Below are 24,334 nucleotides of genomic sequence, written 5' to 3'. Positions count from 1 at the left end.
GGCCAACTTAATAAAAAGGGCACGGAAAACCGTGCCCAAAGAGAGATTAGAAGCGGAAGGTCGCAGTCGCGACAACCTGACGTTCAGCACCCCAGAAGCACCCGTAGGTATTGAAGCAGCTGGCAACATATTCACGATCGAACAGGTTGTTAACGTGCAGCGCGACGTTGGAACCCGCCAGGCCCACGCGTGCCAGATCGTAGCGAACCAGTGCATCGACCAGGGTGTAGCTGCCGACGGTGAAGGTATTCGCCGGGTCGCCTTTGCTGGAGCCCGTGTAACGGACGCCGGTCCCCAGGGTCAGGCCTGACAGCGGACCATCAAAGAGGGTGTAATCGCCCCACACGGACGCCATATGTTTTGGCACCTGCGCCGGGGTGTTGCCTTTGTAGTTGGTGTCTGTGGTGTATTCCGCATCGGTGTAGGTGTATGAACCGACCACGTTAACGCTGGCAGACAACGCAGCTTTCGCTTCAAGCTCAACGCCACGGGCACGAATTTCGCCCCCCTCAACCGAGAAGAATGATCCCGCAGGATCGGCCATCAGGTTGTTTGTTTTGGTCAGCTGGTAGAGCGCACCGGTAATGACAATCGGACGATCGTTCGGCACGTATTTCACGCCCGCTTCGTACTGCTTGCCTTTTGACGGGGAAAAGAGTTCACCCTTCGCGTCGGTGAGGGAAGCCGGTTCGAACGATTCGCTGTAGCTGAAGTAAGGGGTGACGCCATTGTCGAACAGATAGTTTACGCCGCCACGCCAGGTAAACTGTTTGTCATCGCGTTTGGACGTGGTATTGGTGACGCGGTTAAAGGAGTCCTGGTCAGCCCAGTCATAACGCCCACCGAGGGTCACCAGCACTTTATCCCACTGCGCCTGGTCCTGAATATACAGGCCGGTTTGTTTCTGGCGATTCAGGATCTGGTACGGACCGGAGGTGTTCGGATCTTTTGAACCGAAATCAAAATCGCTGTCCACCGGATTATAGAGATCCAGCAGCGGCACCGAGTCGTCGTAACCAAACCAGGAGTTGATGTCATTACGCATGCGCATAAAGTCAACGCCGGTCAGCAGGGTATGATCCACTGAACCGGTGGCAAACTTACTTTGCAGCTGGGTATCCACGGTGAAGTTTTGCAGTTTTTCGTTATCGACAACGTATTTACGTGCCAGATAATGACCTTTGTCCGCTGGCGCTAACGCCGCGCATTGCTTGTTTCCGGCATTGGCAGGATCGGTACAGACACCGTAACCGTAGACGTGGTTTTGCGAGGTTTTATTCTCGGCGAAACGCAGGTTCTGACGCACGGTAAAGGTATCGTTGAATTCGTGGTCGAAGCTATATCCCACCATCTTCTGGTTACGGGAATAGGTGTTGTTCTTCGCACCTTCGTTGAAATCGGTCGGCAGACGATTGCCATTTGGCAGCGGATCAACCGTCCCCTCTTTTGGCAGCCAGCCGTAGTAGCCAGTTTCTGGCTCGTTCTGGAAATAAGAGAGGAAGGTGAAGGTCGTCTTCTCATCCGGACGCCAGGAGAACGATGGCGCGATAGCATAACGCTGCTCACCTTTATTCTCCTGCTGCGCATTGTTGGAACGCGCCACCCCGGTCAGACGGTAAGAGTAGACGCCGTCATCATCGATCGCATCGCTGAAGTCAAAGCCGGTCTGGAACAGGCTATCGGTGCCCATCTTAAACTGAACTTCTTTCAGCGGCTCCGTTGTCGGACGCTTACTGACCATGTTCAGCAAGCCGCCAGGACTGCTTTTTCCGTACAGAACGGAAACCGGACCACGCATGATTTCAGCGCGTTCCAGCATGTAAGGGTCGATCACCGCGTCGTTATAGAAGTTGCCCTGCATCTTCATACCGTCGAGGTAGTTGTTCTGGGTCTGGCCATCGGCGGCAAAACCACGAATGATCAGATAGTCATAGGTGTTTGACGCTCCACGCGTTCCCACCGCGACGCCCGGGGTATAACTCAGGGCCTCTTTCACCGAGCGCGGCTGGTGCAGCGCCATCTCTTCAGCAGTCACGACGGAAATGGACTGCGGAACCTTTTGAATAGGGGTATCCGTTTTGGTCCCGGTCGCAGATTGCCTTGCTGCAATTGTCGCAGCCGGGCCCCAGGCACTTTCCTGTGCAGCAGGTGCAGCGGTAACGGTGATGGTTTCTTCTTTTTTAGGGGTGTCGGCTGCGTGTGCATAAGCGGACATGCCGGCAACCGCTGTGGCGACAACCACTGCGATTTTACGCAGCGTTGTTGGCATTGGCTGAGCAGTTTTGGAAAGCGCCATTGGTCTATCTCTGATGAAAGAGTGAATGATAACGTAAACGAGAATTATTATTATGACCGCAGAATAATATGCGAAACGCTGGCGGCATAGCAAGCAATATGCGGCCCTACGAGAATTGAGGGTTTAAGAAATAACCAGATGAAAAGAGAGGGTTAATAAGGTTAGATATTTGATCACTATTACGCTTGCGGGTTAACGATAAAACACATCGAAAGTCGCCACCGCATCGACCTTGCCAGCTTTTAATTCACCCGTTTTGATATAGCGCGCCTTCAGCGGGATCTCTATCAGCTGTTTGTCCGCCGTCGTGGTGAATGCCGTATAGGGTTGATCAAAGGTCAGGACCCGGTCGCTGGCATCAAGGATCTGAATCCCTACCCCGCTCGCGGCGGTATCTCCGCCCGCAATCCCGAGAATAGTGCCGTTAGTCACGCCGGTTGAACCACTGCTTTTGAACTGATAATCGACGGTTGTGCCGGCTGCGCAATCGCTGACAGCAATCCTGAAGCTATCGTCGGTGAGGATCGCTGAATACTGGCCGGTAAAATCCTGGGCATTGACCGTTTTCAAAGGCACATACAGGTTCCTGTCGACCAGATTGCAGGTATTAGAGGTGATGCGCACGCTGGTGGGGGAAAAACGCATCTCCCCCACGATGTGGGTATCCAGCGCCTCCATGGAGGTGAAACGTGAGGTATCCAGCATCCCTTCTTCCACTCTGCCAATGACGATCAGCTGCGCAGCGGCGCGGAAATGGGCCATATTGCTAAAATAGCCATGATACATACCCACATATTTCCATGGTCGAACCAGGTCCTCTTCGGTAAACGTGGGCATTTGCTCAGTCGAGGCGGCGGCCCTGATGCCAATACCGGGAATATTAGTTTTGTACACGCCCGGCAGTATATCGTCACGCGCATCAGCCTCCGTTAAGGTGAGATAGCCTCGGTAGATCTGCACGTCGTTACCGCCGCAGTCTACCTCCACTTCAGGGCTCTCCTCGACACGATCATAGATAACCGTGCCCACCGGCGTGTCTGGCTCCAGTACAAAGACGCTGGGCAACTGGAAGGTCACTTTCCCCCCCTCGCCGCCCGAAAAGGTGCAGTTTGCCAACGCGGCGGGGGCCACTGTTCCCAGCAGCAAAAGGAGGAGAAGGGGTAAGGCTTGTCGGTAAAAACTGAGTATGTTCATTGGATAACCCGCTATTAATGGCACTCTACCGTTGCGTTGAAGATCGTTGAGGCCTCACCGTCGGGTATGTCCAGCGTCCCCGCACAGCGCCGGTCGGCGTCATCGCCCCATTGCGCGCTGAACGTCGTGGTGCCCCGCAGGCCCGAGAGAAAGACTTCCCCCGCATCGCCCACTATCGCCGTAGCGTTATCGAGGGCAACCACCGCACCAAACGGCACGGCCTTGCCACGGTATTTAAGCGTTATGAGCGCACGCCGCCCTACCCGCGCATCAAACACGGCTGAGACCGCCGCACCTTTGCTGGGCACAACATCCAGCGTAGCGGCTTCGATATCAATATCGTCCCTGTCCTGGGTGTTCACGGTAATCAGGTTATGCCGATATGCGGTTAAGGTCGGGACAATGGCGTTACCCCACCTGTCGGTGTCGATCCCACGGCCGTTCTGGATATGAACGTTTTCTCCTTCGGGAATATGGACGATCGCAAAGGCATCGCGTATGGGCTGACCGGGAGTGACGCCATGCTTATGCGCCACAACCGATCCCTGCGCGTTGTAGTTCCATTGACGGTTATCCCCGCTGTAGTTATATCCCAGCCCCACCTCCCCCACGGAACTGCGATATCGCCCGGACAGGCTGGCCCCGTAGGCGGAATCTTGATGGGTGTAGCTCTGTTGCAGGTTGTAGCTCAGGTTATTGTTTGTCAGGGCCGTGCCGCCGATCCCCACCTGCTGCGAGGTGTTCCCCCCGCTGGCGGTGTTGACGCTGTAGTTTGCCCAGGCGTCCGGCAACCACCGGGAGAGAGGAATGTTGACCGAGAACGCCAGTTGCCGCTCGGTATCCGCCTGCGGAGTTCGCGTCAGGTTTAGGTTGAGCGACCAGGTGATCTGGCCCCAGCTGGAGCTGAACCCTGCATTCACGCTGCGTTCGTGTCCCGTCATGTCCCAATAATCTTGCTGATAGGTATTCAGGTACAGAGACCCCCACTGACTCAGACGCTGAGAGAGATTCACCTGCAGGCGGGTGCGGCGATTATTAACCCGTCTGTAGGTGTAGATCCCGTCGTCTATATGGCTATCCCGCTGATCGATAGCTTCCTGAAAGGTATAAAACCCGGCGGTAGAATAACGGTAACTCGCCAGCGTCAGGGTGGTATTGGTGTCGGGAACATCTTTGGAATATTGCGCACGCCACGACAGCCCGGTGGCATCCTCACGCCCGTCATCAAAGGCGGTTCGGGCAGCTGTCGCATCGACAGACGCGGATCCAAAACGCCCCAGATCGGCGCCCGTACCCGCCAGGATGGCGTGATACATCGAGGCACCCAGCGCCCCGCCATAGACCGTTACCCCCTGCGGCAGCCCATAAATCAGCGTACCCATGGCAAAGGCTGGCTCCTCTTCGCCTTCGTTGCCGCGAAAGGTTCCTGCCGCCATGCTGTATTTATAAGCGCCTTCTCGCTGCAGGACGGGCACCGATGCGCTGGCCTGAATAAAGCTGTGCTCCGATCCGTCGGCCTCTTCAACGGTCACTTCCAGGTCAGCCCCCGCCGTGACCTGGCTCAGGTCACGGATTTCAAAGGGGCCGGGGGGAACATAGGTCTGATAAAGGGTGTAGCTGTTTTGCGTGATCGTGACCTTTGCATCGCTGTTTGCCATCCCGCGGATGACAGGCGCGAACCCCTGCTGGCTAACAGGCAGCATGGTGCTATCTGTCCCGAGCTTAATGCCCGTCATCTGCACGCTGTCAAAAAGCTCGCCGTCAGTCGCGGTTTGCCCGAGCTCAAGCTGGCTTTTCAGCGCTTTTACGTCACGTTGCAGGCTTGTTCCCATGGACTCCCAGCCGGAGGTATCGCTCCAGGTACCGTTATTGCGCAGACGCCACGGGCCTAAGTTGATGCCCGAGTCCAGCCCCAACCACTGCGAAGTGGTTTCCCCCGACGGGGTATGCTGTCGTGATCCGCTCAGTTGATAGCTGGCCCAGGCGGCCGGCACGCCATCGTCCCACAGGGTGGATTCGATATTGTCCGTGATACGTTGATCGCGGTAAATCTGCGGGATAACAAGGGTAAGCGTCTGATTATCGGGCTGGAAATCATAGCGAGCCCGATCGATATACTGCGCAATATCCTTAATGCTCGCCGTCTCCGCCAGCGCCTTCATCTGCGCCACGCTATCAACCTTGACCCCCAGATGACGCAGGTCGGCTTTTGTCAGCACAGGCAACAGCTGCTGCCTGTCATCGGAGAGCACAAAGGCGATCGTACGCTTATCGAGAACATCTTTACCCCAGACGATCGTCGTAAGATAGCTGCCGGGTAGCAGGCCGTTATCGCTGACAAATTTTTTTAAGGTCGCGGTATTTTCCAGCGGCGTGTCCAGCTCGAGAATACGCAAATTAAACTCATCCTCCGCACACGCCGGCTGGAGCAGAGTGAGCCATGCCAGCGCAAGCCCGGTGAGGGCCGACGAGTAACGCGAGGGAGTGGACATGCCGCTGCAGAAGAATTTATAACGTCTGATGACGCTGACGCGTTTGCGAACCGAAATCGCTGATTGCCGTCCATGTCACTGACCCCTTTGCCCCTTTAGGCAGGGTGAAACGTTGTTCGCTAAAAGGCGCCACCATCATGGCGATCGCCCCAGGCGTCGACGATGTTTCTACCACGGGCACGGCTTTCCCTCCCACCGCCAGGTCTCCAAAAGAGACGTAAAACGGGGTGGGATTTTTAGCCACCAGCACCGAGCCTTCGCGACGGAAAACGATCTTTTCCCAGGCCTTCAGCGCTTCGGATTCATGAAGCTGCGTGGGCCGCCAGAAAAGCTTAAGCCGCGTCTTCATCGCAAATTGCAGCGTGTTCTTCTCTTTCATGTCAGGTGAAATGGCCGAGACCGATTTCACGTTGGCAATGAATAGCGATTCACGATCGTCCGGTAAGGTTTTTTTATCGCCGGTATAAATAATATGCAGCAGTGTCTGGCGTTTTTCCTGCAGCTTATAAACGGGAGGCGTAATGACAAAAGGCGCTTTAGTATCGTCTGGATAGCTGACCCAGCTTTGCACTAAATAACGCGTATGCGGGTCTTTATTTTTAAGCGCAATCTGAACTTCAGATTTATTTGCGGGATAAATAATACGTGTCCCACCTAAAACGATACTGGCCTGTGCGGAACAACAGCTCACTATTAAGCATCCGCACAGCATCTTGATTAGCGCATTCATAACTCGTGGTTCCAGAAATAAAGCCGCCTTATGGCTGCCTGAAAGGTTTAGCGATAGATAACCTCAAACGTCGCTGAGGAGGAATAATGGCCCGCGGTTGGCGCGCTCGCCCCCACCTGAATCACTTTCGCGGTGTAATTGAATACCGAAGCCGTTGCGCCGGTGGTATCGTTTGTGACGTCGGTTCCGGCGCTGGGGAGAGAACCATTAAACAGAACATCCCCTTTGGTGCCGTTTTCATTGCTCACGATAATGCCGACGTTTGTCGCGTTCCCTTCACCCGTGAGATCGTTCTGCAGGCGCTTAAACGCTGCATCGGTGGTGGTCCCGGTAAATTTGATATTGAGCTTAGCCACTAAGGGATCGCACTTTTTAACTTCAATTTTAAACGGCTTAGACGCGCCGACAGATCCATCGCCGGAATAGTCAGACGGATAGGTATCCGGAAACGTCACCGTCGTGGTCGTGGTTCCGGTGTCGTCCACGTTTATTTCACAGGTGTCGGCCAGAATTCTGCCGGAAAAATTAACGGTACCCGTATCCCCGGATGCCAGTACGGGCGCGCTCAATGTTGTCAAAACAGTCCCGGTTAACACCACTGCGAGTAGATATTTATTCATCGTAAAATCCTTTTTTGACGGCTAATAATGCGTCCATTCCTCAGTCATAAACTGTTATTGCTAATAACGTTTCAAAGTCTGCGCATCGACATTCAAAAAATAGAGTCTCAGGAAATTCTTTTCCGGCTGCGCATTAAGATCTCAATTTAATCAGATTATTCTTCATAGTGTCTATAAGGCATCGGCGGCGGCGGTGCTGGCTTTTAGGGCAAGATTCTGTTTTATCGACAGTAAATGGAGTTGTTATTTATTCTTAATGATACTTTTAAAAAAAATAACCAAATAAATGGATAAAAACGCAGGCATAAAAAAACCGCTTCACCAGGAAGCGGTTTTTGACGTTCAGCGTGTTAGTTACCGCCAAACATATCTTTGATCCAACCCGCGACACCGTCGCTGTCTTTTTTCTCATTCTGCGGCTGTTGCTGTTGCTGCGGCTGCTGAGGCTGAGAAGACTGATCGAACGGATTACCGGTCGGCTGCTCTGGCTGACTTTGCTGGCAGAGGGAGTCAGGATTCGACGTCCAGACCGGCAGGGAACGCATCCCGCCGCCGCAAACGAAGTTACCGGCTTCATCCACGCCCATGTCCACAATGTCTTCCGGTGGCGTCAGGTTCAGCGGTACAGGCGACTGGTTCGCCAGATATCGCTGATAGATCGACATCGCACCGCTTGCGCCATACAGTTTGGTCGGCTGGTTGTTATCGCGTCCAACCCAGGTAATGACCACTTCACGCCCGTCGATACCGGCAAACCAGGTATCAACGTTGTTGTTTGTGGTGCCTGTTTTACCGGCCAGATGCAGACCCGGGTATTTCGCGCCAAGCTGTCGACCGGTGCCGCGCTGCACAACCTGCTGCATGGTCCAGAGCGTCATATAGGCCGCCTGTGCCGGAACGACGCGCTCCGCCTGCGGATAGCTCTGGTAGAGCACGCTGCCGTCTTCGGCAATCACGGAACGCAGTGCAGAAAGCTGTGCACGGTTACCGCCGCTGGCGATCGTCTGGAAGGCCTGCGCCACTTCGATTGGCGTCAGGTTCAGTGCCCCCAGGATCATCGCTGGCACCGGGTGCAGCTGATCTTTTGGCACACCGAGCTTCTGCCAGGTATCGGTAATCGCAGGCAGACCCAGCGCCATCCCAAGGTTTACCGTCGGCACGTTCATGGAGCGGGTTAACGCATCCACCAGCATAACCTGTCCGCTGAACTGTTTATCGTCGTTCTGCGGAGACCAGACCTGGCCATTAGGCTGGCGCAGGGAGATTGGCGCATCGGCAATCCAGGTATTCAGGCGATACTGATTAGGCTGGCTGAGCGCGGTTAGATAGGTCGCGGGTTTTGCCAGGGAACCAATCGAACGCCGCGCCTGCATCGCACGGTTATAGCCGGCGTACTGCGGTTCAGCCCCGCCCACCATCGCGCGCACTTCGCCGCTATTTCTGTCAACCACCACCATTGCGGTTTCCAGATCGCTCAACTTACGTTGTTTCTTAAGGACAGGTATACCGTCCACGGCCGCTTTCTCAGCAGCGTCCTGCGCCACCGAATCAAAGGTGGTAAAGATCTTCACGCCGGAGAGATCTTTCACCTTGTCGCCCAGCTTGCTTTGCAGCTCCTGACGGACCATCTGCATAAAGGCAGGCTGCGGCGAGATCACGCCACCACGCGGCTGAACGCCCAGCGGGCGCGCGCTTAACATGTCGTACAGCTCCTGATCGATAACCTGCTGTTGTTGCAGCAGACGCAGGACCAGGTTACGACGCTCGAGCGCCAGTTTCGGGTTACGCCACGGGTTGTAAATCGAAGCGCCTTTTACCATACCCACTAACAGCGCCTGCTGATCGAGGCTCAGCTCTTCCACCGGGCGACCAAAATAGTACAGGCTCGCCAGCGGGAAACCGCGGATCTCGTTATCGCCGCTTTGACCGAGATACACCTCGTTCATGTACAGTTCAAGAATGCGATCTTTGCTGTAGCGAGCATCCATCAACAGCGCCATGTACGCTTCATTGGCTTTACGCCAGTAAGAGCGCTCGCTGGAGAGGAACAGGTTCTTCACCAGCTGCTGGGTCAGCGTACTCGCCCCCTGTACCGTGCGACCGGCGGTCAAGTTTGCCAGCACCGCGCGGCCAATGGAATACAGGCTAATCCCGTCGTGCTCGTAGAAGTGACGGTCTTCGGTTGCCAGCAGCGTATCCACCAGCAGATCCGGGAAGCCGTTACGCGCCACGAACAGACGCTGTTCGCCATTCGCCGAGGAGAGCATGGTAATCAGGCGAGGATCAAGACGGAAGAAACCGAACTGGCGGTTATTGTCCAGGTTCTCTATCGTCTCCAGATGATCGCCATCAAAGACCAGACGCGCACGCACCTGCCCCTCTTTGCTGTCAGGGAAATCAAACGGACGGCGAATCATCTCGATGCTTTTCGCCTGCACGGTAAACTCGCCCGGGCGCGTCATTTTCGTCACCTGACGATACTGAGTGGCTTCGAGCAGTTTCACCATCTCGTTTTTACTGATGGACATATCCGGCTCAAGGTTGACCATGCGACCATAAACCGCCGCAGGCAACTGCCAGACTTTACCATCAATACGGCTGCGGATTTTCTGATCCAGATAGACGCCGTAAATGGCCATCAGCACAACAAATACAATGAACAGCTTCAGCAGCAGCCAGAACCAGCCGCGCTTGCCCCGAGGCTTACGCCCTTTGCCTTTCCCTTTACGCGGCATCGGTTCTTCATCCTCATAATCATCTTCATAGTCATCGTCATAATCCTCATCTCTGAGGCGACGACGGCTCACTTTTTCTTTGGCCGGACGCGCAGGTTTCCCCTTACGTCCTATTGGCTCGCGGTCATTCCCCGCCATGCTTTCTCTCCGCAACATTCAGGCGCAAGGGCCTGATTCTCTTTTCTTCCACCCAGTGGCGAAAGAAGAAATCTCTCAAATTTATGTCTTTTCTCCCTCTCCCGTGGGAGAGGGCCGGGGTGAGGGCATCAGCCCGCACTTACTCTACGAATACTTCTTCGTCCGCCGCGTCGGTGCGGTGTTCGCCGGGTCGTCCGGCCAGACGTGTTTCGGGTAACGCCCTTTCATCTCTTTTTGCACCTCACGGTAGCTCCCCGCCCAGAATGCACCTAAATCACGGGTGATCTGTAACGGGCGATGCGCAGGCGAAAGCAGCTCCAGCACCAGCGGAATGCGGCCTTCTGCAATGGCCGGCGTTATCGCCTCGCCGAACATTTCCTGCATGCGGACCGCCAGCGCCGGTGGGTTATCTTCATGATAACGAATCGCTATCCGGCTTCCGGTCGGCACAGTGTAATGCGTGGGCAGTTCACTATCCAGACGTTGACGTAATGACCACTCCAGTAAATTTTGTAACGCAGCCTTCACATCGAGCGCTTTCAGGGCACGAAGCGAGTGTACACCGGCCATTTGTGGTAACAACCATGCTTCAAGTGAGGCCAGAAGCGCTTCGTCACTGACTGACGGCCAGGCAAACTGGGGCAACCAACGCGCGGCACACTGTAGCCGCAGGCGATACTGCTCTGCCTCTGGGGTCCAGTTTAGCGCGCCCAGCCCTTTATCGCGGAGGCCATTTAAGATGGCCTGATGCAGCTCTTCCTCAGAGGGCTTCGCCAGAGTCCTCACGCTGAGCGTAAGGCGTCCAATCTGACTGCGCCGAAACGCCTTCAGTGTGCCTTGCGCCTCATCCCATTCAACCGTGTCAGATTGTTCAACCAGCGACGGGCAGGCACGCGTGAGGGCATCAATATCCACCGCAATCGCCTGCAAAATACGCGCATCCGGTGACTGATTCCCCTGCAACAGCAGCGGCGCAATCAGCCACTCATGCCGCGTCAGGGCATCTTCCCGATCGAGCATGGCGCCCATTCCGTTTGCCAGCTGGTAACGTCCGTCCAGACCCCGTCTGCGGGCGATGCGATCGGGGAACGCCTGCGCTAATAAGCGCGGTATCTCAGCGCTGTCCGCCGAGCCGCCGTGGCTTTTAAGCCGCTGACAAAGTTGTTTTGCCCGCTGCTGCCAGTTGGGCTGAGGGCGAGAAAACGCGTTCGCCAGATCGCTTGCCCCCCCGCGCGGCGGTTCTTCGAGAATAGCGGCGAGTTTTGCTGCCGTCGCTATTTCGTCCGCATTGCGGGCCGCTACCAGCATCGCTGCCAGGCGAGGATCGTTGCCCACCGCCGCCATTTTTTGGCCTTTTGACGATAAACGGCCTGCCTCCAGGGCGCCAAGCTGGGTCAATAACTGACGGGCGGCCGCCAGGTTGACGGCCGGAGGCGTATCAAGCCAGGTCAGCTGCGCCGGCTCCGGGCAGCCCCACTGCAGCAACTCCATCACCAGGCCTGAAAGATCGCTTTGTAAGATCTCCGGCGGCGTCTGTGCCGTGGCGCGTTCGGCCTGCTCAGCGCTGATTAAGTGCAGACATATTCCAGGCTCCAGTCGACCCGCACGGCCCGCGCGCTGCGTCATCGACGCCTGGCTGGTACGCTGAGTCAGTAATTTGGTTAAGCCGGTGCGCGGATCGTAATTCGCCACCCGCTCCTGCGCCGTATCCACCACCAGCCGGATGCCTTCAATGGTCAGGCTGGTTTCAGCAATGTTGGTCGCCAGCACCACTTTTCGCTGCCCCGCAGGCGCAGGCAGGATCGCCTTTCGCTGTTCGATCAACGGCAGCGCGCCGTACAGCGGGCAGAGGATCACATCGGTCCCCGTTCGTCCCGAAAGGTGTTCCTGAACGCGCTGAATCTCACCGACACCCGGTAAAAAAAGGAGCATGGAACCGGATTCGTGGCGCAGCAATTCAGCCGCGGCAATGGCGACAGCTTCATCGAAGCGGTGCTGGGTGGAGAGCGGCTGATAGCGACGCTCAACCGGATAAGCCCGGCCTTCGGAGGTGATGACTGGCGCATCGGGCAGGCGTTGCTTAAGGCGGGCATTGTCCAGGGTGGCGGACATGATGAGTACCGTCAGATCGTCACGCAATCCCTGCTGCACGTCCAGCAGCAGCGCCAGCGCTAAATCGGCCTGCAGGCTGCGCTCATGGAATTCATCCAGAATCACCAGACCGACGCCGCTCAGCTCAGGATCGTTTTGCAGCATTCGGGTGAGGATCCCTTCGGTCACCACCTCCAGACGCGTGCCGGGGCCGACGCAGGTTTCGGCGCGCATGCGGTAGCCTACGGTCTCACCCGGTTTTTCGTTCAGTAATTCAGCCAGCCGCTGGGCCACGTTACGGGCTGCCAGCCTGCGCGGTTCAAGCAGGATGATTTTTCCCTGAATGTCGCCCGCATTGAGGATCTGCAACGGCAGCCAGGTCGATTTCCCCGCGCCCGTGGGAGCGTTAAGCAAAACCTGGGGGGCGTGTTGTAAGGCGGCGAGTAGCTCAGGCAGTACGGCGGCGACCGGCAAAGAGGACACTAACAACTCCAGAGGGTTAACATTCGTCGGCGTACATTGTAGCATCGCGCCATATCATTACCGAGTCCCCCTTATGTCTGAGTCGAAACGGCTGTTTTTTGCCATTGAAATCCCCGCCCCTCTCCCGCGACAGATCGTTCGCTGGCGCGCCGGGCATTTCCCTCCCGAAGCGGGACGACCGGTTGCGGCGGCAAGCCTGCATATGACCCTGGCCTTTTTGGGCGACGTCAGCGCCGATAAACAGCGCGCGCTGGCAGCGATGGCGGGTCGTATTCGCCAGCCGGGCTTTACGCTGCATCTTGACGACGCCGGCCAGTGGCTGCGTTCACGTGTAGTCTGGCTGGGGACGCGTCAGCCGCCCCGGGGCTTGCTGCAGCTGGCGAACCTGTTGCGTGCCCAGGCGGCGCGTAGCGGCTGTTATCAAAGTCCACAGCCCTTTCATCCGCATATCACCCTGCTGCGCCATGCCAGCCACGCCGTCGCCATTCCGCCGCCCGGTTTTAGCTGGTCGTTTCCGGTGACGGAGTTCGTGCTGTATGAATCCGTCTCAGGACAGGGACGCACACGCTATCGCCCGCTACAGCGCTGGACGCTTAACGAATAAACAAGGAATCACCATGAAGTTTATCCCCGCGCTACAGCCCGCGACGCTGATTCAGCGGTATAAACGTTTTCTTGCTGACGTGGTCACCCCTGCCGGAGAAACGCTAACGCTGCACTGTCCTAATACAGGCGCGATGACCGGATGCGCGACGCCGGGTGATACCGTCTGGTACTCCACCTCCAGCAATCCGAAACGAAAATACGCCCATACCTGGGAGATCACCGAGACCCGGCAAGGGGCGTTTATCTGCGTGAACACCCTGCGCGCTAACATGCTGGTGAAAGAAGCGCTCACCGACAATCGCCTGCCTGAGCTTGTGGGATACACCGCGATGAAAGGCGAAGTGAAATACGGCGACGAAGGAAGCAGAATTGATTTCATGCTACAGGCGGAGGACCGTCCTGAGTGCTATATTGAAGTCAAATCAGTGACGTTGGCGGAACAGGAAAAGGGCTACTTTCCAGATGCGGTAACGCTACGCGGCCAAAAGCATTTGCGAGAGTTAATCAGCGTTGCAGCGGCGGGTAAACGCGCCGTGCTGTTGTTTGCCGTGCTGCATTCAGCCATTGAACGTTTTTCGCCCGCTCGCCACATTGACCCGAAATACGCACAATTGTTGCATGAGGCACAAAAGCAGGGGGTAGAGGTTTTCGCCTGGAAAGCGGAACTTTCTGCCGAAAGTATGACTCTGAGATCGGCTCTTCCCGTTGTGTTATAAGAGGGTAGACGATTGATTAATTGGTGTTCTGGCCGCGTGCGCAAATACGCTTTTCCTCACAGGCTTGTCAAGTGTTACGTTTAGATAATTGCCTTACGGAAAAGCATCTGCTATTTATAGCGACCTGATTTTTCCCCCAACACGGGGATCGATAGTGCGTGTTAAGGAGAAGCAACATGCAAGAAGGGCAAAACCGTAAAACATCGTCCCTGAGTATTCTCGCCATCGCTGGGGTGGAGCCGTACCAAGAGAAGCCGGGCGAAGAGTATATGAACGAAGCCCAGCTGTCTCACTTCAAGCGTATTCTTGAAGCATGGCGTAATCAACTTAGGGATGAAGTGGATCGCACCGTTACTCATATGCAGGACGAAGCTGCAAACTTCCCGGATCCGGTCGACCGTGCCGCTCAGGAAGAAGAGTTCAGCCTCGAGCTGCGTAACCGTGACCGCGAACGCAAGCTGATTAAAAAGATCGAGAAAACGCTGAAAAAAGTTGAAGACGAAGATTTCGGTTTCTGCGAATCATGCGGTGTAGAAATTGGTATTCGTCGCCTCGAAGCGCGTCCGACTGCCGATCTGTGCATCGACTGTAAAACGCTGGCTGAAATCCGCGAAAAACAGATGGCTGGTTAATTCCAGTTCTGTCATGACGCTTATTTAAAAAGGCGGGAGTTGCTCCCGCCTTATTACTGTTGATATGTCTGACTCACACTATATTGGGCGCTTTGCGCCATCCCCTTCCGGCGAATTGCACTTCGGCTCATTAATTGCCGCGCTGGGCAGCTACCTGCAAGCCCGTGCCCGACAAGGCATCTGGCGTGTCCGTATTGAAGATATCGATCCCCCCCGTGAAGTTCCCGGTGCGGCAAATACCATTTTGCGTCAGCTGGAACATTACGGCCTGCAATGGGACGGTGAGGTGCTTTGGCAATCTCAGCGTCACGATGCCTACCGTGAAAGGCTGGCCTGGCTTTATCAGCAGAAGCTGTCCTATTACTGCACCTGCACCCGGGCGCGCATTCAACGCGTGGGCGGCGTTTACGACGGTCATTGTCGTACGCTGAATAACGGCCCTGATAATGCCGCGATCCGTCTGAAGCAACACAATCCGGTGACGCACTTTCGCGATCTGCTGCTGGGTGATATCCATGCGGATGAACGTCTGGCGCGGGAAGACTTTATTATTCATCGTCGCGACGGTTTATTTGCCTATAACCTGGCGGTTGTGGTCGACGATCGTTTTCAGGGCGTCACGGAAATTGTTCGCGGCGCTGATTTGATTGAACCGACCGTTCGCCAGATCTCCCTTTACCAGCAGTTTGGCTGGGATGTCCCGGATTATATCCATCTGCCGCTGGCGGTGAACGCGCAGGGGAATAAGCTTTCGAAACAAAACCACGCGCCGGCGTTGCCCCACGGCGATCCGCGCCCGGTTTTAATCGACGCTTTGCGATTTCTCAACCAAAATGTAACGAACGAATGGCAGGATTTGCGCACGGAAGAATTGCTGAAAATGGCCGTCGCCAACTGGACGCTCCAGAAGGTGCCTAAAATCCAGCATTCTCAAACGCGTTGCGCTGAGCTATGATTAGCCGCTATTTTTTTGTCCTGATAAATAAAACACACTACGAGGTGTACCATTTTTACCCGAGTCGCTAATTTTTGCCGTAAGGTGCTAAGCCGCGAAGAGAGCATGGCGAATGACGCTATTGCGCAATCCCGTATGTCGGTGATCCCGCGTGAGCAGCACACTATTTCCCGCAAAGATATCAGTGAAAATGCGCTCAAGGTGCTCTATCGTCTGAATAAAGCAGGCTACGAGGCCTATCTCGTGGGCGGCGGCGTTCGCGATTTACTGCTCGGCAAAAAACCGAAAGATTTTGACGTGACGACCAGCGCAACGCCTGAGCAGGTGCGTAAATTATTCCGCAACTGCCGTCTGGTTGGCCGTCGATTCCGTCTCGCCCACGTCATGTTTGGGCCGGAAATTATTGAAGTCGCCACCTTCCGTGGTCATCACGAAGGCAGCCCGACGGATCGCACGACCTCTCAGCGCGGCCAGAACGGCATGCTGCTGCGCGATAACATTTTTGGATCCATCGAAGAAGATGCCCAGCGTCGCGACTTCACCATTAACAGCCTCTATTACAGCGTGGCTGATTTTGCCGTACGCGATTACGTTGGCGGCGTTCAGGATTTAAAAGACGGCGTGATTCGCCTGATTGGTAATCCGGAAACGCGCTACCGTGAAGATCCCGTTCGCATGCTGCGTGCCGTGCGTTTTGCCGCCAAGCTGAACATGAAAATCAGCCCGGAAACGGCTGAGCCGATTCCGCGCCTGGCGACGCTGATCAACGATGTGCCACCGGCACGTCTGTTTGAAGAGGCGCTGAAGCTGCTGCAGGCCGGCTACGCTTATGAAACCTACAAACTGCTGCGTGAATACAGCCTGTTCCAGCCACTGTTCCCGACTATCGTGCGCTATTTCACCGAAAGCGGTGATAGCCCGATGGAGCGCATGATTGCCCAGGTGTTCAAAAACACCGATAACCGCATTCATAACGACATGCGCGTTAATCCGGCATTCCTCTTTGCCGCGATGTTCTGGTATCCATTACTGGAAACCGCAGAAAAGATCGCTCAGGAGAGCGGGCTGGCCTACTACGACGCATTTGCGCTGGCCGCGAATGACGTGCTGGATGAAGCCTGCCGTACGCTGGCGATTCCAAAACGCATTACCTCGCTGGTGCGCGACATCTGGCAGCTTCAGCTGCGTATGTCGCGTCGTCAGGGTAAACGCGCCTGGAAGCTGATGGAGCATCCTAAATTCCGTGCCGCCTACGATCTGCTGGCCCTGCGCGCCGAGGTTGAAAACAACCAGGAGCTGCAAAAACTGGTGACGTGGTGGAGTGAATTCCAGGTCTCTGCGCCGCCGGAACAAAAAGGCATGCTCACCAGCCTGGATGACGAGCCTGAACAACGTCGTCGCCATCGCCGTCCGCGCAAACGCGCGCCGCGTCGCGAAGGTTCTGCGTGACCCTGGCGTATATCGCCATAGGCAGCAATTTATCTGCTCCGCTGGAGCAGGTGAATGCTGCCATTCAGGCTCTCGCGGACATTCCGCAAAGCCGCATTGTGGCGGTGTCGTCGTTCTACCGCACGCCGCCGCTTGGCCCTCAGGATCAGCCTGATTACCTGAATGCTGCCGTAGCGCTTGAAACCGCGCTTGATGCAGAATCGCTGCTGGATAACACTCAGCGTATTGAGCTGCAGCAAGGGCGGGAACGTAAAGCCGAGCGCTGGGGCCCCCGTACGCTCGATCTCGATATTATGCTGTTTGGCGACGCGATTATCCGCACCGGGCGCCTGACGGTTCCTCACTACGACATGAAAAATCGCGGTTTTATGCTCTGGCCGTTGATTGAAATTGCCCCTCAGCTGACCTTCCCGACCGGCGAATCTCTCCAGGCGGTCTTAGAGCACCTCAACGCCGAAAAACCGACCCTCTGGTGATCCTCTGACGCACCGAAACATCATTCATAGTTTGTGATTAAACGGCTGCCTAAAATCATTGTTCCCCCGAATGTTACTGTTAGAATGCGCAAAGATTCGTTTTGGGCCATCAGGAAACATTATGAAACCAACCACTGTCTCCTTGCTGCAGAAATGCAAACAGGAAAAGAAACGCTTTGCCACCATCACGGCATATGACTACAGCTTCGCCAAATTGTTTGCCGACGAAGGCATCAACGTCATGCTGGTGGGTGATTCGTTAGGGATGACGGTACAGGGACATGATTCTACGCTGCCGGTGACGGTCGAAGATATTGCCTACCACACGCGCGCAGTCCGCCGCGGCGCTCCCCAGTGTCTGTTGCTTTCCGACCTGCCTTTCATGGCCTATGCGACCCCAGAACAGGCTTTTGAAAACGCAGCCACCGTGATGCGTGCGGGCGCAAATATGGTCAAAATCGAGGGCGGTGCCTGGCTTGTGGACACGGTAAAAATGCTGACTGAGCGTGCCGTCCCCGTGTGCGGTCACCTGGGCCTGACCCCGCAGTCGGTGAATATCTTCGGTGGTTATAAGGTACAGGGCCGTGGCGATGCCGGGCAGACGCTGCTGGACGATGCGCTGGCGCTGGAAGCCGCAGGGGCGCAACTGCTGGTTCTGGAATGCGTTCCGGTGGCGCTGGCAGAACGCGTAACCGAAGCACTCTCCATTCCGGTGATTGGCATTGGGGCAGGCAATGTCACCGACGGTCAAATCCTGGTGATGCACGACGCGTTCGGTATTACCGGCGGGCATATTCCCAAGTTCGCAAAGAATTTCCTGACAACGGCGGGCGACATGCGCGCGGCGGTCAGGCAGTATATTGCCGAGGTTGAATCCGGTGTCTACCCGGGTGAAGAACACAGTTTCCATTAAGGAGTTCAGGTGTGCTAATCATTGAAACCCTCCCGCTGCTACGTCAGCATATCCGTCGCCTGCGACTGGAAGGTAAACGTATTGCCCTTGTTCCCACCATGGGCAATCTGCATGACGGCCATATGAAGCTGGTCGACGAAGCCAGGGCCCGCGCTGATGTGGTCGTGGTAACGATTTTCGTCAACCCTATGCAGTTTGACCGGGCAGACGATCTGGCGCGCTACCCGCGCACCTTGCAGGAAGACTGCGAGAAGCTGAACAAACGCCACGTGGACTTTGTATTCTCTCCGGCCCCCGAGGATATTTATCCGCAGGGCACAGAAGAGGCCACCTACGTCGACGTTCCAGGCATTTCGACCATGCTGGAGGGGGCAAGCCGTCCGGGTCACTTCCGTGGCGTCTCTACCATCGTCAGTAAACTGTTTAATCTGGTGCAGCCCGACATCGCCTGCTTTGGCGAAAAGGATTACCAGCAGCTGGCGCTGATTCGCAAAATGGTTGCCGACATGGGTTACGACATCGAAATTGTTGGCGTGCCGATCGTGCGCGCAAAAGACGGCCTGGCGTTAAGCTCCCGTAATGGCTATCTCACCGCAGAACAGCGCAAAATTGCCCCGGGCTTAAGCAAAGTCATGAACGCCATGGCAGAACAGCTTATCGCGAAGGCGTTAACGCCTGAAGAGATCGTTGCCCTTGCTGAGCAGGCGATGAACGATAAAGGACTTCGTTCCGATGACGTGCAAATTCGCGATGCCGATACGCTTCTGCCCTTAACCGGAGCCAGCAAACGTGCGGTCATCCTGGTGGCGGCAAGGCTGGGTCAGGCCCGTCTGATCGACAACAAAGTGGTTGAGCTGGCGGAGTAGACATCGACGTAACGTCGGGCAATACTGCGCTGTTATTTTGCCAGGGGAACCTCTCCCCTCCCCCTTCCCTCTCACCGGAGAGGGTGCGTATGAAGAGTAAAGGTAACGTTATGATTCGCAAGATGCTGCAAGGCAAGCTTCACCGTGTCAAAGTGACGCAGGCAGACCTGCATTACGAAGGTTCCTGTGCGATTGATCAGGATTTCCTTGATGCGGCCGGGATTCTTGAAAACGAAGCCATTGATATCTGGAACGTGACGAACGGTAAACGCTTCGCCACGTACGCCATTGCGGCTGAACGCGGCTCTAAAATCATCTCCGTCAACGGTGCGGCAGCGCATTGTGCCGACGTGGGCGATATCGTGATTATCGCGAGTTTCGTCATGATGTCCGACGAAGAAGCACGCCGCTGGCAGCCTAAAGTGGCCTATTTTGACGGCGACAATGACATGAAACGGACGGCAAAAGCCATTCCGGTTCAGGTTGCCTGAGTCCTACCCCTGCGGCTGATTGCTGATCAGCCGCGACATGGTCTCCAGCGAATCCGTTCTTAAGATGTACAGACGTTTCAACAAGAACGGATTGTCCCCCGGCTTTACCTTCCCTTTGACCGTGGTCACCGCCAGGTGGAAACCGGCATCGTTCGCCGCTTTCACCGCTTTATCGTCGTAACCGCCAAACGGATAAGAGAGATAGAGAACATGCGGGTTAAATTGCGCCAGCGCCCGGCGTGAACGTTCAAAATCAAACAGCGTCACATGGTAGCTGCGGCTGAGTAAGATGGGATGTTTAGCCCCGTCGACGCGATGCAAAAAATGCGTATGTGACTGGATATCAAACACATCCTGAATGCCTTTGATCTCTGCCACGCTCATAAATTGCAGCGATTTAGGGTCCCACTTTTGCGCATGGCCTTTAATGCGCGACGAGATGATAAACGCCGTCGCCTGAAAACCGTACTCTTTTAATATGGGGTAGGCATAGCGGCTGACCGACTTCAGACCATCGTCAAAGGTGATCACTACCGCTTTGGCGGGCAGATTCATTTTATTGCGGACATACCCTTCCAGCTGGTACATCGTCAGCGTGGTGTAACCCTGATCGCGCAGCCAGGCCATCTGGTTATTAAAGGCCCGCACGCTGGTCGTGGTGGAGGTATGACGAAAACGGGTGTTCTCTTCATCACGCAGGATATGGTGATAGGTCAATATCGGCAGACCGTTGTCTTCCTGGGCATCGAGGCTGCTGATCCAGGCCAGGCGGTGACCAATACGAATTTGATACCAGGTCTGATTAAGCCGGTCTTTTAATTTACTCAGAATGGGATAACGCAGATTCGCGCTGAGCGTCCCGAACGGCGCGCTGCCGCTGCTCGGGGCGTTATAGACCGGGGTGTCTTTCCAGGTGATCAGGTTTTGGTTGCTCAGAGGTTTGTTCAGATCGCCCAGATTATCCTGGACCCGCTGCTTACCCTGCACCATTTCCAGATGATCTTTATCGATAAATCCGGTGCCAAAGCCAAAGCGGAATTCATAATAATCCGCCGCCGTAGGGGCCACGGCAATAATTTGTCCTGCAAGAACATTGCCCACATTGATGACGTTATTTCCCACCTGCGCCCAGATGGCCGCATCTTCAGTGGTTTGCATATATTGAGCCGGAAGCCCTTCATGGCTCACCAGGCTTGCAGAAACACTGCCGGAAAAGCACAGCAGAACGAGGAAAACAACACGAGTGAACATGGGATATTAATCGATGCGAAAAATCAGCGCTTATTGTAGCAAAAGCGGCATCAATACCCACGTTTAATTCTTATACAGATCATGCAACAAGACAAAAGGCGGGTTTTTCTGTTGCTGATGCCACAGGCTGCTGACGCCCGGGATTTCCTGCCCGACTAACGCATCGCGAAATTCGGCGCTGTTAAGCGTTTCCCGAAGCGGATACATCATTTCCAGTAAACCATACTGAATGCCGGAGATGACTTCACAGTTGTCATGTTTATGGCTCAACAGTGCCGCCGCGCGATAAGGGGCTGCACCCGACTTATCGGTCAAAAAGATCACCCCGTCGCCCGTGTCCGTCTGATGCAGGGCATCGCACATCATACGGCTGAGCATATTTGTACTCAGGCCGCGCCAGTAGTTAACCGCCTGGCATTGCGCCAGCGGGCCGAATTTTGTTTCCAGACGATCCAGAATTTTTTGCGCTTCGTCATCATGACAGGTGATTACCCAGCCGAGCATAGTCTCTCTCCTTTGCAGGCGAGTAGTGTAGCGAGGGTAAGCCTGGGTGTCGGTGATTGCAGTCAAAGAAAAGCACCCGGCGGAGACAATCCCGCCGGGTGAGAAGATTAGCTGCGCAGCCCGCGTCCGCGCTGGATCAGATACCAGCACAGAATGTAGAACGCAATGATGAAGACGGCCAGCACCGCGACCGTCGTAAACAGCGGAACGTCGGTAATGCCCAGGAAGCCAAAGCGGAAACCACTGATCATGTACACAATCGGGTTCAGGTGTGACAACGCCTGCCAGAACGGCGGCAGCAGCGTCAGGGAGTAGAATACCCCGCCAAGATAGGTCAACGGCGTCAGGACAAAGGTCGGGATCAGGCTGATATCATCAAAGGTGGTGGCAAAGACCGCGTTCAGAAGCCCTGCCAGCGAGAACAGTATCGCGGTCATCAGGAGCGTCAGACCGACAAACAGCCATGAGTGCACATGGAACGGCACAAAGAACAGCGATATCGCGGTGACCAGAACCCCCACGCACAGTGCCCTTGCCACGCCACCACCGACATAGCCGGCAATGATGACATGCGTTGGCACAGGCGCTACCAGCAGCTCTTCAATATTGCGCTGGAACTTCGCGCTGAAAAACGAGGATGCCACGTTGGCGTAGGCGTTGGTGATCACCGCCATCATGATCAGGCCCGGCACGATAAACTGCATGTAGCTGAAACCATGCATCTCGCCAATGCGTGAGCCTATGAGGTTGCCGAAAATGATAAAGTAGAGCGTCATGGTGATGACCGGCGGTACCAGGGTCTGGATCCAGATACGCATAAACCGGTTGATCTCTTTAGCCCAGATACTCTTCAGGGCCACCCAATACAGATGCGTCATGCCTGCTCTCCTTGTTTATCATTCACCAGAGAGACAAACAGCTCTTCCAGTCGGTTGGCTTTATTGCGCATACTCAGAACCTGAATACCCTGCGCGCTCAGCTGCGAGAACACGCTGTTAATGCCTTGTTCGCGCAGCACTTCCACTTCCAGCGTGGAGGTGTCCACCAGACGATATTGATACCCTTCAAGCTTTGGCAGCGCGCTTTTGGCCGCCAAATCGAGGATAAAGGTTTCCGACTTCAGTTTTGAAAGCAGGTTCTTCATCGAGGTGTTTTCCACCAGCTCGCCGCGCTGAATAATCCCGATATTACGGCAGAGCATTTCGGCCTCTTCGAGATAGTGCGTGGTCAGGATGATGGTGGTGCCTTTGTCGTTCAAATCCTTTAAAAATCCCCACATTGAGCGACGAAGTTCAATATCGACGCCCGCCGTTGGTTCATCCAGAATCAGCAGTTTCGGCTCGTGCATCAGCGCACGGGCAATCATTAAACGGCGCTTCATCCCACCGGATAACATCCGCGCACGTTCGTCACGCTTTTCCCACAGATCGAGCTGCTTAAGGTACTTTTCGCTGCGCTCCTGCGCCTCTTTGCGCTCTACCCCGTAGTAACCGGCCTGGTTGACGACGATCTGCTGCACGGTTTCAAACGGGTTAAAGTTAAACTCCTGCGGCACCAGCCCGAGCTGTCGCTTGGCGTTCACGACATCTTTTTCCAGATCGTAACCAAATACCGACACCTTGCCGGAGGATTTATTCACCAGAGAACTAATAATGCCGATTGTGGTGGATTTCCCGGCACCGTTTGGCCCCAGGAGTGCGTAGAAGTCCCCCGCTTCGACTTTCAGGTCGATACCACGCAGCGCCTGAACGCCGCCCGGATAGACTTTTTTGAGCTGTTCAAGCTCCAGTGCGATAGTCATGAATTCAACTTACCTATAGTTCTGACACACGTTGTGTGGTTTCAATAAAAGCCCAGTTACCCTATATTAGCGCAACGCAATTACTCGGTTACAGGTCGTTAACCTCTATGAATGACATAGATACACTCATCAGCAACAATGCACTATGGTCAAAAATGCTGATAGAAGAGGATCCGGGATTTTTTGAAAAACTGGCACAAGCGCAAAATCCACGCTTTTTATGGATTGGTTGCTCTGACAGCCGCGTCCCGGCCGAACGTTTAACCGGCCTTGAACCTGGCGAACTGTTCGTCCATCGTAACGTTGCAAACCTGGTCATTCATACCGACCTTAACTGCCTCTCCGTCGTCCAGTATGCGGTCGACGTCCTCGAAGTCGAACATATTATCATTTGTGGCCACTACGGCTGCGGCGGCGTACAGTCAGCCATTGATAATCTGGAGCTGGGTTTAATCGACAACTGGCTGCTGCACATTCGGGATATCTGGTTCAAACATAGCTCACTGCTGGGCGAAATGCCCCAGGAGCGCCGCCTTGATACCCTGTGCGAACTTAACGTCATGGAGCAGGTTTATAACCTGGGCCATTCAACCATTATGCAGTCGGCCTGGAAACGCGGGCAAAAAGTGTCGATTCACGGCTGGGCCTATGGCATTCATGACGGATTGCTGCGCAATCTGGAAGTCACCGCCACCAACCGGGAAACCCTGGAACAGCGCTACCGTTCCGGGATTGCCAACCTCAAGCTCAAGCACGTTAATCATAAATAAGAGCAAAAAGGCAACGAGGTGAAAGCAAAAAGGCAACGCACGTTGCCTTTTTTGATGTTTTCCCCCTCTCCCTGTGGGAGAGGGACGGGGTGAGGGCATCAGCGCGCACATACTTAGGCCACTGA

The 24,334-nt window shown here is 55.2% G+C and carries 21 protein-coding genes; 10 read left to right on the top strand and 11 right to left on the bottom strand.

From position 1 onward, the window contains the following. Positions 1-46: 46 nt before the first annotated feature. From fhuA to hrpB, 7 genes are all read right to left on the bottom strand, one after another. A complete protein-coding gene (gene fhuA / locus LZP96_RS08450; RefSeq protein WP_064324883.1) occupies positions 47-2,296 on the bottom strand; it encodes a ferrichrome porin FhuA in 2,250 nt (749 codons plus the stop codon). A 192-nt stretch (positions 2,297-2,488) separates the two neighbouring features. Next, positions 2,489-3,490, bottom strand: coding sequence for a fimbrial protein (locus LZP96_RS08445; RefSeq protein ID WP_082904910.1), 1,002 nt, complete (start codon positions 3,488-3,490; stop codon positions 2,489-2,491). Between the two features lie 14 nt (positions 3,491-3,504). After that, positions 3,505-5,982: a fimbria/pilus outer membrane usher protein gene (locus tag LZP96_RS08440; protein ID WP_064324882.1), complete on the bottom strand. Its 2,478-nt coding sequence runs from the start codon at positions 5,980-5,982 to the stop codon at positions 3,505-3,507. A 16-nt stretch (positions 5,983-5,998) separates the two neighbouring features. Beyond that, entirely contained in the window at positions 5,999-6,712 is a 714-nt protein-coding gene (locus tag LZP96_RS08435; RefSeq protein WP_064324881.1) for a fimbrial biogenesis chaperone, read from the bottom strand. 47 nt (positions 6,713-6,759) lie between these two features. Beyond that, positions 6,760-7,332 (bottom strand): fimbrial protein, encoded by a 573-nt coding sequence (locus LZP96_RS08430; RefSeq protein WP_064324880.1) that lies wholly within the window; start codon positions 7,330-7,332, stop codon positions 6,760-6,762. Between the two features lie 350 nt (positions 7,333-7,682). Then, positions 7,683-10,205, bottom strand: a complete 2,523-nt coding sequence (gene mrcB / locus LZP96_RS08425; protein WP_064324879.1) for a bifunctional glycosyl transferase/transpeptidase — start codon at positions 10,203-10,205, stop codon at positions 7,683-7,685. Positions 10,206-10,349: 144 nt separating this feature from the next. Next, positions 10,350-12,779: an ATP-dependent helicase HrpB gene (gene hrpB / locus LZP96_RS08420; RefSeq protein ID WP_064324878.1), complete on the bottom strand. Its 2,430-nt coding sequence runs from the start codon at positions 12,777-12,779 to the stop codon at positions 10,350-10,352. 73 nt (positions 12,780-12,852) lie between these two features. Between hrpB and thpR the strand changes: the two genes are divergently transcribed. The 9 genes from thpR (at position 12,853) to panD (ending at position 19,883) form a co-directional block, all read left to right on the top strand. Further along, positions 12,853-13,383 (top strand): RNA 2',3'-cyclic phosphodiesterase, encoded by a 531-nt coding sequence (gene thpR / locus LZP96_RS08415; protein WP_064324877.1) that lies wholly within the window; start codon positions 12,853-12,855, stop codon positions 13,381-13,383. Between the two features lie 13 nt (positions 13,384-13,396). Then, positions 13,397-14,101, top strand: a complete 705-nt coding sequence (gene sfsA, locus LZP96_RS08410; protein ID WP_258925821.1) for a DNA/RNA nuclease SfsA — start codon at positions 13,397-13,399, stop codon at positions 14,099-14,101. A gap of 176 nt (positions 14,102-14,277) precedes the next feature. After that, positions 14,278-14,733: an RNA polymerase-binding protein DksA gene (dksA, locus tag LZP96_RS08405; protein ID WP_012016093.1), complete on the top strand. Its 456-nt coding sequence runs from the start codon at positions 14,278-14,280 to the stop codon at positions 14,731-14,733. Between the two features lie 64 nt (positions 14,734-14,797). Continuing rightward, on the top strand, positions 14,798-15,688 hold the full coding sequence (gene gluQRS, locus LZP96_RS08400; RefSeq protein WP_064324875.1) for a tRNA glutamyl-Q(34) synthetase GluQRS: 891 nt from the start codon (positions 14,798-14,800) through the stop codon (positions 15,686-15,688). Positions 15,689-15,739: 51 nt separating this feature from the next. Beyond that, complete coding sequence (gene pcnB / locus LZP96_RS08395; protein WP_071892334.1) at positions 15,740-17,137, top strand: polynucleotide adenylyltransferase PcnB; 1,398 nt, start codon at positions 15,740-15,742, stop codon at positions 17,135-17,137. Further along, on the top strand, positions 17,134-17,613 hold the full coding sequence (gene folK / locus LZP96_RS08390) for a 2-amino-4-hydroxy-6-hydroxymethyldihydropteridine diphosphokinase (protein WP_064324873.1): 480 nt from the start codon (positions 17,134-17,136) through the stop codon (positions 17,611-17,613). The genes pcnB and folK overlap by 4 nt, the downstream gene beginning before the upstream one ends. Positions 17,614-17,734: 121 nt before the next feature. Continuing rightward, positions 17,735-18,526: a 3-methyl-2-oxobutanoate hydroxymethyltransferase gene (gene panB, locus LZP96_RS08385; RefSeq protein ID WP_064324872.1), complete on the top strand. Its 792-nt coding sequence runs from the start codon at positions 17,735-17,737 to the stop codon at positions 18,524-18,526. A gap of 11 nt (positions 18,527-18,537) precedes the next feature. Beyond that, positions 18,538-19,392, top strand: coding sequence for a pantoate--beta-alanine ligase (panC, locus tag LZP96_RS08380; RefSeq protein WP_064324871.1), 855 nt, complete (start codon positions 18,538-18,540; stop codon positions 19,390-19,392). 110 nt (positions 19,393-19,502) lie between these two features. Then, on the top strand, positions 19,503-19,883 hold the full coding sequence (gene panD / locus LZP96_RS08375; protein ID WP_064328067.1) for an aspartate 1-decarboxylase: 381 nt from the start codon (positions 19,503-19,505) through the stop codon (positions 19,881-19,883). 3 nt (positions 19,884-19,886) lie between these two features. Here panD and LZP96_RS08370 read toward each other — a convergent pair whose 3' ends face one another. From LZP96_RS08370 to LZP96_RS08355, 4 genes are all read right to left on the bottom strand, one after another. Beyond that, entirely contained in the window at positions 19,887-21,134 is a 1,248-nt protein-coding gene (locus LZP96_RS08370) for a polysaccharide deacetylase family protein (protein ID WP_064324870.1), read from the bottom strand. Between the two features lie 63 nt (positions 21,135-21,197). Beyond that, positions 21,198-21,638: a PTS sugar transporter subunit IIA gene (locus tag LZP96_RS08365; protein WP_064324869.1), complete on the bottom strand. Its 441-nt coding sequence runs from the start codon at positions 21,636-21,638 to the stop codon at positions 21,198-21,200. Positions 21,639-21,745: 107 nt separating this feature from the next. After that, the gene (locus LZP96_RS08360; protein WP_064324868.1) at positions 21,746-22,516 is read right to left on the bottom strand and encodes an ABC transporter permease; all 771 of its coding nucleotides are present in this window, start codon (positions 22,514-22,516) and stop codon (positions 21,746-21,748) included. After that, positions 22,513-23,439 carry an ABC transporter ATP-binding protein gene (locus LZP96_RS08355; protein WP_064324867.1) on the bottom strand — a complete coding sequence of 309 codons (927 nt, stop codon included), beginning with the start codon at positions 23,437-23,439 and terminating at the stop codon, positions 22,513-22,515. The genes LZP96_RS08360 and LZP96_RS08355 overlap by 4 nt, the downstream gene beginning before the upstream one ends. A 107-nt stretch (positions 23,440-23,546) precedes the next feature. Between LZP96_RS08355 and can the strand changes: the two genes are divergently transcribed. Further along, positions 23,547-24,209, top strand: a complete 663-nt coding sequence (can, locus tag LZP96_RS08350) for a carbonate dehydratase (RefSeq protein WP_064324866.1) — start codon at positions 23,547-23,549, stop codon at positions 24,207-24,209. Positions 24,210-24,334 lie beyond the last annotated feature (125 nt).

Origin of the sequence: Huaxiibacter chinensis, from assembly GCF_022171985.1 — a bacterium.
Lineage (GTDB): Bacteria > Pseudomonadota > Gammaproteobacteria > Enterobacterales > Enterobacteriaceae > Enterobacter > Enterobacter chinensis_A.
Note: the sequence above shows the minus strand (reverse complement) of the source record. Positions and strands in the feature narration are given on the sequence as shown.